Consider the following 13,579-nt stretch of genomic DNA (forward strand, 5'->3'; position numbering starts at 1 on the left):
CTCCACTACCCAGATTAAACTGGCATATTCATGATTTCTTTATAAGATTCTACAAGTTTATTTCTAACTTGTACCGTTGCTTCGAAAGCCACTGATGATTTTTGTGATGCTATCATGACTTCTGCAAGTGAAACACTTCTATCACCCATCTCTAGCGCCGTTGCTTTTGATTTAGCATCTTTTTGTAAACCATTTACCGTATTGATTGCGTCAGATAGCAAATCGCCAAATTGCGCAGAAGAAGTCGCTGCGGTTTTTTGTACTGCAACTTCATTGGTTTTAATGGTATTTCTCGTTGCCTCTACTGCAAGAGACTGCATTTCTTGATAAAGAGAGTTTGGTTGGATTTTCATAACACCCACTCCAATAAAAACATATAACCTGTAAAAGCACAAAGCGTGCCACAAATTAAACCTTTATTTTCAGTGTTTTAAGATTTTTTATGTGAGTCGATTTTTTGACAATAATACCAATGCTCTTAATTAAGTGAGTTATTTTAAGGATTAGTATTAAAAAGAGGCCAAGATTTTGGCCTCTTTTAGAGTAGAAAAATTATGCAGGTAAGGGGATCCCCATATCACGCATTTTAGCGAGTTTATAACGTAAGGTTCTTGGGCTCATGCCAAGAACTTCAGCAACATCTTTTCGCTTACCATTACACTTATGAAGCGTATCTAAGATAATTTGATGCTCTTTATCTTGCAATGTCGCTTTATAATTTGAAGCATCATAATTTTCAGTGTCACTGATTACAGGCTCATCATATCCCGCCTGTTGCTCCACATTGATTTGTGGCGACACTTCCGTATTCGTTATTATTGTAGTTACTAAGCTTGGTTGATAGTTTTCGATAAAAATATCTTCACCATGTACAATATCGCCCTGCTGCAAGATCAAAGCACGTTGAACCACATTATCAAGCTCGCGAACATTACCAGGCCAAGAATGTGATAATAACTTTTGCTTTGCGCTATCGCTTAATTGCACTGCTGGCTTACCTGCTTTGCTGGTATGCCTTGCTAACAAATGCTCAGCTAACACTACAATATCACCCGGACGCTCATTCAGTGGTAGCCACATCAGAGGAAAAACATTCAAGCGGTAATATAAATCTTCTCTAAACTTGCCTTCAGCCACCGCCTCTTTAAGATCACGGTTACTGGTCGCCAAAACTCTGACATCTAAGTCGATGGTTTTTCTACCACCCAAACGCTCTACTTCTCGCTCTTGCAACACGCGAAGGAGTTTGGCTTGCAAGCCTAAATCCATTTCGGTAATTTCATCTAACAAAATAGTGCCTTTTTGAGCTTGTTCGAATTTACCCGGACACGCTTGAATAGCACCTGTGAATGCCCCCTTTTCATACCCAAACAAAGTAGCTTCGAGCATATTTTCAGGAATAGCCGCACAATTGATGGCGACAAAGGCCTCATCTTTACGCTCTGATTTATCATGAATGAATCGCGCTAATACTTCTTTACCCGAACCACTTGGCCCTAGCACCATAACGCTAGCATCAGATTTCGCGACTTTATTGGCAAGTTCAAGTAATTGAAGACTTTGTGGATCAGCGACCACAGGGCCCTCTGTTTCTTTTTCTTTTGCCGGCATATAGCGACTAACCATATTCAGAAGTACTTCTGGCGCGAACGGTTTTGCCATGTAATCAATGGCACCTAAACGCATGGACTCTACTGCATCGTCAATAGTTGCATAAGCCGTCATCATCAGCACAGGCAAATCTGGGTAATTAAGCTTAATGGTTTTGAGTAAATCCAAACCACTCATTGCGCCCATTTGCACATCGCTGACCACAATAGAGAAGGTTTGCTTTTTCAAAAGCATCACCGCTTCTTCGGCAGAGCTCGCCTCAACCGTATCAAAACCTGAAAGTTGAAGTGTATCGATTAATGCTTCTCTTAACCCTGCATCATCTTCAACGACTAAAATTGAATGACTCATACAACCTCCAATTGCTCTGTACTAAATGAAATCGGCAGTAATAAACTAAAACACGCACCGCCTTGCTCATTATTGGTGACTTCTACTTTACCTTTGTGTGAGTTAGCTACTGAGCTAACAACCGCTAAACCTAGGCCTGTGCCTTGGCTTTTTGTGGTAAAGAAAGGTTCAAATATTTTTTCTGACAGCGCTAAATCAACACCAGGGCCATTGTCAGACACTGAAATTCTGACTCTATCTGACTCTTCATCACGCGCTGCGTTTAATGTAATGTGGGCATGTTTGCCAATCACTTGAATACTGTTGTGAATTAAGTTTTGGATGGCACTGGCAAGCGCTGTTTTATTGCCAAGAATTTCAATGTCTGGTTCAGGCAAATTCACAGCAAGCTCACTGCTATTCATCGCCACCATGGCATCTGCACCTGCTTTCACTTCACTAAGCAGTTGCTGCATAGACACCTTTTCGATCACTTGCTGCTCACCACTTTTTGCAAACAACAACATATCATTCACTTGCGATTCGAGATCTTTCAATCTAGATATCAGCTTTTCATGAAAACGTGAACGGGATGCTTCAGGCACTTTATTACTACCTAAATTGGCTGCATACAGCATAGCTGCCGAAAGTGGCGTTCTAACTTGGTGCGCTAACGATGCAACCATTTTACCTAGAGAGCTCAAACGCTGCATGTGTGCCATACGTTTCTGTAAACGACGAGTCTCTGTTAGGTCGGTCATTAAAATTAATTGACCCGGCTCTGGTGCAAGTGCAGTAATATCAAGCTTGATCAAACGACCATCTCGCAATGATACTTCGTGCCCATCATCTTGTTGTGGGCTAAAAGAGCGCTGAATGATATTAAACCATTTTTCACCTTCAAGCGGCTCACCCAACATGTCAATGGCAATTTGATTTGCTTTGGCAATCATACCCTGACCATCGAGTACCACAACGCCAGCAGGCATAGTATCAACTAGGTGACTTAACCAACTTGCTTGTTGACGTAAGTCGCTTAATTCCCCCACATAAGCCTCCTGCAGTAAACATGGGTTGAACTCTAAATCAGGTCGACGACTTAGAGGCGTTACTGGAGATAAATGTGATGTCTGGGCTAATTGTGCTAGTGCCATAACGTTAATCTCAAAACTTTAAACTAACCGAATAAAGCAGGTTATATGCCAAAATTAAAAACCATTTACTTTCAATGATTAACCTGGCATTTAAACTCAATTTATTAAGTGTTACATTTTTGACACTGTTTTTTTATACAGCTTTATATATACTCTTTTTATACTCGTAACAAACCTCTTAATTAAGTGATCTATTTTGATGATTGGTATCAATCAACAGGGATACAAAAAATGTGCACACGCTGCCTTTGGCTAGACGAAACAAAACCAGATTACGTTGCTTATCACGATGAAGAATGGGGCATCCCAGTATTTGACGACCAAAAGCTATTCGAGTTTATCACCCTTGAATCTGCACAAGCAGGACTGAGTTGGTACACTATTTTGAAAAAGCGCGACGGCTACAGAGCTGCTTTCAAAAATTTCGATGTCAATAAAGTTGCAGCCATGAAAGATGAAGATATCGAACGTTTAATGACTGAGCCAAGCATTGTTCGCAATAAATTAAAAATTGCAGCAACAATCAATAATGCCAAGGCATTTATAAAGATACAGCAAGAGTTTGGCAGCTTCGCGAAATACCAATGGCAGTTTGTTAACAATACACCCATAGTGAATCAAATACATAGCCGGGACAATTACCCAGCCACCAGCGAGATCAGTGAAAAGTTTGCCAAAGATTTAAAAAAACGCGGATTTAAATTTTTAGGCCCAACCACGGTATACGCGCATATGCAAGCTTGTGGCATGGTCAACGATCACGATAACGCCTGCTTTCGAAAGCAAGAGGTCATTGATTCTTATCAACTAATTGAGTTTGATTAAGCAAATTCAAACTCAACTTGAAAAGGCCAATTATATCCCCCTCTTAATCAAGCGCTTTATTTGAGAATTGATATTAAGCTTAGGCACTCCTTTTAATCGCTTGTAAAATTACCAGCTCTGTCCGCTTAAGCTCTTTTAGTTGGGCAACTCGATTCATTTCCATAAAGATCCAGAGTTTAATTGCAACCTGTATCATCAATCCAACAACAAACCAGACTGCCCAAAATACCTGATCTGAGACATTGTCAGCTATATAGAATTGGAAACCAGCATAAATAAATCCAGCCGTTAAAAACAGCGCTATTACAGAACTTAACATCACCCACCAACGCATGCTGCCCTGATAAACTCCTGTGATACGCTCAAATAGTCCATCATCTGTACTGATCACTTTGTCTAACTGCTGCTGTTCAGCATTTAAACTTGCTTTAATTTTATCACCTAATTTCATCTCTATTTCCTCACCTCGTCTTCATTTAACCAAATCGACAGCTGTGCGCGCGCTCTAAATAGACGAGACTTAACCGTTCCTACTGCCACATTACTGACTACAGCTATCTCACTTAAACTCATTTGCTCAAAATAGAATAAGTACAGGGTATATCTTTCATTCTCAGGCAATTGGTTGATATACCTGCTGATATCTAACTCTTCATTTTCCTCTTCTTGATAAGGCTCTGGGACTGCACTATCTTCGAGTGATTGAAGCTTATGTTTGCGCTGCGTATCAATAAAACGGCGATAAATAATCCTAAACAGCCATGCCTTAAATACACTCGGTTCTTTTAAAGACTTAATATCTTTCGCGACCGTCGTCCAAGCTTCTTGTGTAATGTCTTTCGCAAGATCTGGGTGCTTACTGAGCTTCATTGCAAAACGAAAGCTTGGTTTGTAATAATTCTCACAAATATAAGCAAACGACTTTTTACACCCGCTTTGAGCATCCAAGACTTTTAAAGTTAATTCTGTTGAATTCATCACATCTCAAAATCTGTGTTTATTACAAGACGCAGCTCACGTGTAAAAGGTTACGTAAAAAATAATTAATTTACTGACTGTTTTAAAATTTCTATGTAATGAGGTCTTGCTTTTAAATAAGTATTACTGTGGTTTGCACCTTCTACAACGAACAGTTTTAAGTTCGAGTGCTGAATTAATCTGCTTTTCAAAGAAGAGAAAGGTGTCACACTATCCAGCTCACCATGAAAGATGCTCCCTTTCCCACCTTTGCTAAGATAGTCCAGTAGAGGTCGGTTAATTTCAAAGTTATTCTGCAAGATGTATTTTATAAATGAATAAATTAAGTTTTGAAAGGTCTTATGCACTGTTACTTTTGCACTAATCACTGAAGCTAAATCTACTGAAACGCCTTCAAGCAAAACGCCTTTGGGTTGCCACCTTTGTGCAGCTAAAACAGCCACTGTAGCCCCCAAAGATCGACCAACAAACACCGTCGTATTCTTCGAGCAAAAATGACTAATATGCTCTAATGCATACTCAACTTGCTCTAATAAAACAGCTAATTTTAATTTGCCTAAATTTCCATCCTGACCTGGATAAGAAAGAGCAAAAACTTGTAGTCCGGATTCTGTAAATAAGGGGAAAAGAGATTTTTCATAGCTTGCAACTGCCCCTGAGCGACCCGGAAAGAAAATCACACAAGATTGTTTATCTTTAACATATCGGCGCAGTGTCAACTCATCTAATTCTGCTGACTTATAACGATAAAAAACACTTTGCGTTGGTTTAAGGAAATCAATTGGGGGTTGAATAAGTGCGTCTAAATTGAATCTAAGCACCATCAAAAATAAAGTTGCTATTGCAGTAATAATAAAGAGCAAGACGCATATAAATTTAAACCCTGCTCTAATTTTCATTTTTTAGTCTTTATTCAAATTATACTTTTTCATTTTTTCTACCAGTGTTGTACGACGTACACCCAGTATTTCGGCCGCTCGAGCCACTACATAGTCATTTCGCTCTAAAGCTTGCGTAATTAAACTCACTTCTAATTCAGCCAAGTACTCTTTTAGTTCAATGCCTTCATCTGGCAACAGACCAAACTGATTTGCAGAGTCATCGAACCCAGAATCAAATTCAACCGACTCTTCCTCATAGTCGCTAAAGCCACTACTAAATAGCTCGTTAAACGCATCTTTTTCAAGTAGTTCTTCAGGGTACTCAGGTTCAAACGCTTCAACTTCAATATGTCGATACTTAGTCGGCAAATCAGTGACGTCGACCACCTTTTCAGGGAACATAATCACCATACGTTCAACAAGGTTAGCCAACTCTCGAATGTTGCCAGGCCAAGGGTGGGCTTTGAGACTCTCAATTGCACGCTCTGTAAATTTAGCTGTGCTACCACTTTGCTCATGCACGCGGCGCATAAGCTCATTTAATAGCAGTGGAATATCATCTGCGCGCTCATGCAAAGAAGGGTTTTCGATTGGGAAAACATTTAAACGGTAAAATAAATCTTCACGAAACTTACCGTCTTCTATCATGATCTCTAAATTTCTGTGAGTCGCTGCTATGATTCGAACATCTGCTTGAATTGCTTTTGTGCCCCCCACTCGCTCATAACTGCGCTCTTGTAACACTCGAAGCAGCTTCACCTGCATTTGCAATGGCATATCACCAATTTCGTCTAGGAATAAGGTGCCGCCTTGAGCGAGTTCAAAACGGCCTTTTCGTGCAGAAATCGCCCCTGTGAAAGCCCCCTTTTCATGACCAAATAATTCGCTCTCTAATAAGTCACCAGGAATAGCACCACAGTTAACCGGCACAAATGGCCCTGAGCTTCTTTTAGATAAAAGGTGAACATTTCGTGCAACGACTTCTTTACCTGTGCCTGATTCACCTAAAATCAATACATTGGCATCAGTTTTCGCAACTTGTGAAATTAAAAAACGAACTTGCTTAACCGCTTCAGTTTCACCCACTAAACCATCGAAACTCTTGCCCGCTGTGGCATCAGCTTTATTTGGTAGCATTCGAAGGTATTGCTGAGCATCATGCAATAATTGCATGGTTACATCATGAATAAAGGGCTCTGAGATTAAACCAATGACGTTAGCGAGATCTAAAAGTGGTTTGAGCGTTTCGCCTATTAACAAAAATGGAGTCGCAGGAGAGGCTTTAATGACTTGTTCGTGATCAAGCTCTGCAAGCGCACCAAGGACGACTATGGCATCTTTAGTCTTAGACATCTCTTTCTGAAAATCACTTTCAGAAACCATTTGCGCAGGTTGCCCTACAAAGTTAAGAGCAGCTGATAAACCATTCGCGCGATTATTATTGTTATCTAAGATTAAAACCATTTAAGGAGTCCAATGCTTCTATCAATGTGACTTAATAAAAGATTGTAAGGGAGTGTGTCAGGGATGCAATACCTAAGTGGCAAGTTTTTGACTCTATCGCCAAAAAAATGCCACTCAGTATGAGGTATATCAATACTTTTGTATTGATATACACATCAAAGAGTTAGAGAAGACCTAAAACTGAAGATGCTGATTGATTAGCTTGCCCGCGTAAAGCAATCGATGCTTGAGACAAGATATCATTGGCAATTTGTTGCGATGCTGCCTGAGCATAATCCGTATCTTGAATACGACTTTGACTTTCTGCGATGTTTGATTGCTGTGTGCCAAGGCTACGTATAGTGCTGCTTAAGGTATTCTCAAATGCACCAAATTCAGCTCGCTGACTATTAAGACTTTCTGATACATCATCCGCAGCAGTAATAGCAGCTTGAGCCCCTGCTTGAGTAGAGATATCTACACTCAGAATTACATTAGCAAAACTGCCATCGGTTTGCTCAAGTGATTGAGTAGTGTTGGCATCAGGGCCAATTTGAAAGCTGCGTGACTCCCCATCGAATAATTGTGTACCACCAAAGGTGGTGTTTTCAAAAGTGTCGGTGATCTGCGACTGAAGCTGAGAGACTTCGTCCTGCAAGGCTTGTCTGTCTGAATCTGTCAGTGCGCCATTACCCGCCTGGATAGAGAGTTCCCGGATCCGCGATACCGCATCGTTAACACCAGATAGCGCAGAATCGGTCGTTTGAGAGAATGAGATACCATCGTAGGCATTACGAATAGACTGGTTATAACCTTCCTGCTGTGATGTCAGACGATTAATAATTTGCAGCGCGACGGCGTCATCTGTCGCCGATGTGACTCGTTTACCACTCGCAAGCTGGTTATTTAGTTTATTCGAAACTGACTCAGTTTGCGTTGTAGATGGAAAATTTGTTGCTCCGATTTTCATACTAGCACACTCCCGCTCGTATCATACCTGTGTCAGTATATGATGATACGCACAAATCTTAAAGGCTTTATAACGCAGTTGGCGGTTGATTTTCGACCACCAACTGCACATAGTGTAAAGCTCCTGTGCCGGGGAGCAACTCAGTGAGTTTGGCTTGATACTGAGTGCTATACGGCTGTCCAGCCTCCATCCAGGCTTAATGTTTGTCCTGTCATATAGTTAGACAGCTGGCTGGCAAGGTAGGCAATGGCACCTTTTACGTCTTCTTCTGTCGCCATCCGGTCAAGCGGTACCTTACTATTATATTTTTTGCTAAACGATTCGGGCTGACCTCTTTCAATACCACCCAGTAAAAGGGTGTTAACCCGGATCTGAGGCGCCACAACAGGTGCCATCCAGCGGGTAAGCTGCATTAGGCCCGCTTTACTGACGGCATAAGCTGCAGGATTACCCATATCAGTGCCGGCATAGAGGTCCATTTGCGGTCCGACAACGCCGTATATCGAAGAAATATTAATGATGGTCTTTACCATATGTTCCGACCTCGCCATCAGCTGACACGCTTGCTGGCTGATCTGGAATGGGGCCGTTAGGTTAACATCAATACATGCCTTAAAAGTTTCCAAAGATTGCTGCGCAAAAGGCACGCACCAGCCGGTGAGATTATCTGTACCAACAAACGCTGCGTTGTTGATCAAACAATTCAGCGTGCCTCCTGTAATAGTCCCTACTTCACGCATCATCTCACTGATGTCGCTGCTCTGAGCCAAATCTACGCTCATGATGGCAATCCGCTTTTGTGCATAAGCATCTTTGAACTGCCCTTCTATTGCCGCATTCAGGGCCTCAGAGTGGCGATCTGCCAAGATCACCTTGCCCCCCAGTTCCAGAATCGTTTCAGCCGCCGTTCTGCCAACATGACCTGCTCCGCCGGTAATGAGTGTCCAGGTGTGCTGCATATCCTGCAGCTGCGCAATCGTCCTCATGCTTGCTCCCATTTTTTTATTAATAGTTCAGCAAATTCAAAATCAAGTTGATCGTCAATATCAATGCTATGCGATCTGGGTATTACCACACCTAATGTACTGCCTGATAACACCCCAGTTGCTGTTAAAACAAACCGTGCCGTCGTCAAATAACCGACCGTTGTCACGTCATATACTGAGGGCACGTCCTGTCTGCGATGGAACTGGCCTGCATCGCACACCAGTGATGTCAGTCCGTCATCATCAAGGCGCACCATATTAAAATAAGGGTTTCTTGCTGACTCAGTCACACACAGTGCCAAATCGCAAGTCGATTCATGAAACTGGCTTACCAATCGTTCGATATCCTCGCGGGCACGCAGCGGTGCAGTGCACGGTAAACTCAGAAACAAGTCATCATCTTGCATGTTGCAATGGGCCTGCAGATACTCCACAGCATGCTGCCAGGCAAGCCACTCATTGGCCTGATCGCTGGCAAGCGCTTCAGGGCGCGTGATCACCTGAGCCCCATTAGTAGTGGCAACCTGTGCGATGTCATCACCGTCCGTTGACACATATACGCCCTCGACCTGTGAAAGCTGGTGTGCCAATTCAATGCTATAAGCAAGTAAGGGTTTTCCATTTAATGGCTTAATATTTTTTTTAATAATGCCTTTGGATCCCGCTCGCGCGAATGTAACTGCAAAAATCTTAGCCATGAATTTGTAAGTCCTCCTGCTCGATCTGCTCGATCATTGACTGCACTGCAATCCCCTGACGGAGCTCTGCATCATCGCATTGCCAGTGTGCAATTTTATCGAGAAATACTTGCATCATTCTGATGTAGGGCTGATTGCCCTCTTCGAATACCCCCACAATACGCTCCTCAACCCCGTTATGAATAAGGAGCGTTTGTGCGATAGCATCCCACACCAGTTCCCCTTCGGTACCACTCACTTTCAGTGTCCTGAACGCTTTTCTTGACAACATATCCAGGCTGACATGGGTACTGACTTGTTCCTGCTGGCCATCAATCGTCGCCGTGGCCAGGATCTGAACCTCATTCTCACAGTCCATCTCCAGACTCGGATGAACCGTTTTCAATACACCGACCTTATTGAGCTTAATCCCGAACAAGCCAATCAGGTAATCTAATTCGTGGCTAAGCTCTCTGAGCACGCCGCCACCCAGGGACTTGCGTGCCGATACGCAAGATTGGTAGGGTTTTCCCGGTCGCCAGTCGGGCAGATACTGACCGACACCGGCAGAAATACGCCAGATTGTGCCCAAATTAAGCTGCTGAAGTAAGCTTTTTAGCTGTGCATACCCCTGAGTAAAGCGCAGATCATATCCCAGCATGACTGGGACAGGGTGATGCTTATGCTGCGCCAATAAAGCTTGCGCCTGCTGCTGCGTCTGACAGAGCGGCTTTTCCAAAAAACAGGGGATACCAAGTTCAAATAACCGCAAAGCCTGAGGGGCATGCTGCGGTGCCGGAGAGCAGATAAATGCAATATCAAACGTATGAGCAGACAGCGCCTCATCCAGAGCGCTATATACTGTCACGGGAAAACTGTACTGCTCGTCCAGTTGTGCGGCTGAACGACGCACCACAACTAAGTGTGTGATGTCGGCCAGCAATATTAAGTTATTGATATGTCGCTTTGCAATATTGCCATATCCAGAAACGAGTACCTTCAAAATAACGCCTAGAAGTTATGTAAAAAGTCAATCTGAGCTCGCTCGAAATCAGCCATTCGTCCAATATCGAGCCAGTATTCATGAATTGGGAACATCGCGACTTTCTCTTGTTTCGCGAGGCATTCATTGATGAGGTCAGGCATATCTTTGTGACTGCCTTTGGCCAGTGCATTGACGACCTCGGGCGAAATGACGTAGATCCCTGCATTGACAAAATATTTCTCGATGGGTTTTTCGACAATCTCTTTTACCTGATTATCTTGCGCATTGATCACACCATAGGGAACCTGATATTCATATTCCCGCACGCACATAGTAATCTGTGCTTGCTCGCTAAGATGATAAGCCAGAAGCTCCTTAAAATCGACTTTGGTCAGTAAGTCACCGTTCATTAGAATCAAAGGATCGGTCTGCGCAGGTATCAAGCTCAATGCACCTGCTGTTCCCAGCGGTTTAGACTCTTCTACATAGCCAATATCTACCCCAAACTGGCTACCATCCTTAAAGTAGTCTTTTATTTGCTCTGCAAGGTAATGCACCGAGACCTTAAACTCCTGAAACCCGTAATTCACAAAACTCTCTATGATAGTTTCCAGAATAGGTTTTGTCCCTACCTTAAGTAATGGCTTGGGACACTCTTCCGTTAAGGGCCTTAGCCGGGTGCCATAACCACCCGCCATCAGAAATACCGTGTTACTTTGTGTCAACACAGATAACGACTGAGAGACCTCAATATTGATGACTTTATTTTCCGCATCCAAAACCGGGATATAAAGCAATTTGTGATGTTCAAAGGCTTTTTTGCGGGCGATGCGGCTGTCTTGTGGACTAAAAGTAACCGGAGTGGTACACATAAAGTCCGTCACGGGTGTACTCAATTCCTTACCCGCCACGATAGCGCGGCGAATGTCCCCGTCCGTGATCACTCCTACCAGCTGCGCCTGTGCATTGGTCAAGCAGACGAGTTTGATTGACGACTCATTAAGCGTTGTGATTGCATCTTGCATCGTTGCCGGCAACGGTAGCAGCGAATCGGTCCAGGGTTCGTTCATAATGGGTACCTCTTTATTTAACCGCAGTCATACACCATTCTTTGGTAATTAACACTTGATCTTCACTGCGGGCCAATTCGCCGAAACTGAAACTGGAGAACGGCGCTAATAACTGCGCGATTTCGTCATCAGCCGTAAACCGAGTGGGCCCTTTGCCTGCCATCGGCCCGGTATCCGTCAGGTAACAGTTATGACTTGTCTTCTCGCCGGTTTCATCGCCGAGCGTGCCTTTAGCAAATGTTCTTGAATACAGCTTTCCACCGGGCTTTAGCACTCGGTGTACTTCTTTATATATCGCCACTGACTCAGCAAATGGGTTGCAGGTCACCGCCTCAACATCAATTACCGCATCAAAGGTCTCGCTATCGTATGGCAACGAGCTAAAGTCACCACACAAAACTTCACCACGCCAGCCTGGTAGCTCCTTATCAAGGCGTGCCTTGGCCTGCTCAACACCCGAGGGGGAGCCTTCAATTGCATAAACATCAAACCCTTCGCGTGCCAGAAACCATAAGTTTGCACCAGGCCCACTGCCGATTTCCAAAATTTTAACCGACCGCCTATCTTCAAGCTGGTAGAAATTTCTCGCAATAAAGCGGATCACATCTTCTCCGGGGTACTTACCCCATTCTTGTGAAGTAAAAACGCGTTCCCATACATCATCCCATGCCATAGCCATTCACCTATAAAATATTACTCTGTCAGCGAGTTTTCCCGCAGCTTGATACTGTGCCCTCAGCGCTTCATATGCAGCAGAGTCAAAGATCCATCGACTGATGTTGAAGTCCAGATGAAGTTCAGAAAAACCCGCTTTAAAAAAGAACAGGGGATCTTTTTCATCATTACTCAGACCACCACCCAAGTGCATCAGCTTAACCCCGCGCGTCTGACAGGCTTGTGCCGCAAAATGAACACATGCCTGAGTACATGCATATTTCATACCATCTTTTGTGGATGCCGATAAGTGATATTCCGCAAAAGATCCAGCCTGTAATACAATACATCCCGCCAGCACCTGGCCATCCCGGTATGCCAAATACAGTGTCGCCAGCGCTGAATCTGACAAGGCTGTAAAGTAATCACTGTCATACAAATACTCCTGTGTGGCATTTAGCTCCGACATACGCCTTTGGTACAGTTCAAAAAACGCTAACCACTCCTGCAAAGACGTAGCTTGTTTGACACAAACATACTCCTTGCGTGACTTACGGATAGCCGTTCTTGCTCTGGTCTGATAGCTGTCCAACAGATCTGGTACGGCTAAATCAATCGCCACTGTGCGCCTGTCAAACCAACTGTCTCCCGGCATCTGACAATGATTTTGCAATGCTGGAATTGTGCGAATAAAGCCACATAATACGCCTCGCTTCGCAAAGTCACTGGTGCACGCCTGGCCCAAGTGAGCCAGTTTTTTAGGATCCGTAACATTGGTGATCACACCGCCATATCCCCGTGGCGTTTCAAAGTCAATCAAGCCTTGCTCAGTGTGTGTAAGATACCCTGCCAGATAGTAAAACTCAGCCTGTTCTACACATAAGTAAAACACCGCCCTACGAGCGCTGGATTGCATTGCCTCTAACTGAATATACTCGGGTGAGGCGGTTGGGTATTGCTTATCCTGGCCTAGCGTATCAAACCAGGCTTGTGCGGAACTTAAGTCAACAAACAT

General features: G+C 43.5%; 15 protein-coding genes. 1 reads left to right on the forward strand and 14 read right to left on the reverse strand.

Features of this window, described 5'->3' with window-relative positions:
* Positions 1 to 14: 14 nt before the first annotated feature.
* From fliE to CWB72_RS01145, 3 genes are all read right to left on the reverse strand, one after another.
* On the reverse strand, positions 15 to 353 hold the full coding sequence (gene fliE / locus CWB72_RS01135) for a flagellar hook-basal body complex protein FliE (protein WP_138566509.1): 339 nt from the start codon (positions 351 to 353) through the stop codon (positions 15 to 17).
* 199 nt (positions 354 to 552) lie between these two features.
* A complete protein-coding gene (locus CWB72_RS01140; protein ID WP_138628615.1) occupies positions 553 to 1,962 on the reverse strand; it encodes a sigma-54-dependent transcriptional regulator in 1,410 nt (469 codons plus the stop codon).
* On the reverse strand, positions 1,959 to 3,095 hold the full coding sequence (locus tag CWB72_RS01145) for a sensor histidine kinase (RefSeq protein WP_138628617.1): 1,137 nt from the start codon (positions 3,093 to 3,095) through the stop codon (positions 1,959 to 1,961). Before CWB72_RS01145 ends, CWB72_RS01140 begins: the two co-directional genes overlap by 4 nt.
* Positions 3,096 to 3,326: 231 nt before the next feature.
* Between CWB72_RS01145 and CWB72_RS01150 the strand changes: the two genes are divergently transcribed.
* Complete coding sequence (locus tag CWB72_RS01150; RefSeq protein ID WP_138628619.1) at positions 3,327 to 3,920, forward strand: DNA-3-methyladenine glycosylase I; 594 nt, start codon at positions 3,327 to 3,329, stop codon at positions 3,918 to 3,920.
* 79 nt (positions 3,921 to 3,999) lie between these two features.
* Here CWB72_RS01150 and CWB72_RS01155 read toward each other — a convergent pair whose 3' ends face one another.
* The 11 genes from CWB72_RS01155 to CWB72_RS01205 all read right to left on the reverse strand — a co-directional run bounded on the left by CWB72_RS01155 (position 4,000) and on the right by CWB72_RS01205 (position 13,579).
* On the reverse strand, positions 4,000 to 4,371 hold the full coding sequence (locus CWB72_RS01155) for a DUF6768 family protein (protein ID WP_138628621.1): 372 nt from the start codon (positions 4,369 to 4,371) through the stop codon (positions 4,000 to 4,002).
* Positions 4,372 to 4,373: 2 nt separating this feature from the next.
* Entirely contained in the window at positions 4,374 to 4,898 is a 525-nt protein-coding gene (locus tag CWB72_RS01160; RefSeq protein WP_138628623.1) for an RNA polymerase sigma factor, read from the reverse strand.
* Between the two features lie 65 nt (positions 4,899 to 4,963).
* Positions 4,964 to 5,797, reverse strand: coding sequence for an alpha/beta hydrolase (locus CWB72_RS01165; protein ID WP_138628624.1), 834 nt, complete (start codon positions 5,795 to 5,797; stop codon positions 4,964 to 4,966).
* A 3-nt stretch (positions 5,798 to 5,800) separates the two neighbouring features.
* On the reverse strand, positions 5,801 to 7,243 hold the full coding sequence (locus CWB72_RS01170; protein WP_138628626.1) for a sigma-54 dependent transcriptional regulator: 1,443 nt from the start codon (positions 7,241 to 7,243) through the stop codon (positions 5,801 to 5,803).
* Positions 7,244 to 7,406: 163 nt separating this feature from the next.
* Entirely contained in the window at positions 7,407 to 8,192 is a 786-nt protein-coding gene (locus CWB72_RS01175; RefSeq protein WP_138628627.1) for a flagellin, read from the reverse strand.
* A 167-nt stretch (positions 8,193 to 8,359) separates the two neighbouring features.
* Positions 8,360 to 9,178, reverse strand: coding sequence for an SDR family oxidoreductase (locus CWB72_RS01180; RefSeq protein WP_171037192.1), 819 nt, complete (start codon positions 9,176 to 9,178; stop codon positions 8,360 to 8,362).
* A complete protein-coding gene (locus CWB72_RS01185; RefSeq protein ID WP_138628630.1) occupies positions 9,175 to 9,876 on the reverse strand; it encodes a cytidylyltransferase domain-containing protein in 702 nt (233 codons plus the stop codon). Before CWB72_RS01185 ends, CWB72_RS01180 begins: the two co-directional genes overlap by 4 nt.
* The gene (locus CWB72_RS01190) at positions 9,869 to 10,858 is read right to left on the reverse strand and encodes a Gfo/Idh/MocA family protein (RefSeq protein WP_171037193.1); all 990 of its coding nucleotides are present in this window, start codon (positions 10,856 to 10,858) and stop codon (positions 9,869 to 9,871) included. Before CWB72_RS01190 ends, CWB72_RS01185 begins: the two co-directional genes overlap by 8 nt.
* Positions 10,859 to 10,866: 8 nt before the next feature.
* Entirely contained in the window at positions 10,867 to 11,910 is a 1,044-nt protein-coding gene (locus tag CWB72_RS01195; RefSeq protein WP_138628634.1) for a nucleotidyltransferase family protein, read from the reverse strand.
* A 13-nt stretch (positions 11,911 to 11,923) separates the two neighbouring features.
* The gene (locus CWB72_RS01200) at positions 11,924 to 12,583 is read right to left on the reverse strand and encodes a class I SAM-dependent methyltransferase (RefSeq protein ID WP_138628636.1); all 660 of its coding nucleotides are present in this window, start codon (positions 12,581 to 12,583) and stop codon (positions 11,924 to 11,926) included.
* A gap of 6 nt (positions 12,584 to 12,589) precedes the next feature.
* Entirely contained in the window at positions 12,590 to 13,579 is a 990-nt protein-coding gene (locus CWB72_RS01205) for a GNAT family N-acetyltransferase (protein WP_138628638.1), read from the reverse strand.

This window comes from Pseudoalteromonas phenolica, from assembly GCF_005886345.1.
In the GTDB taxonomy this organism is placed as follows: Bacteria; Pseudomonadota; Gammaproteobacteria; order Enterobacterales; family Alteromonadaceae; genus Pseudoalteromonas; species Pseudoalteromonas phenolica_A.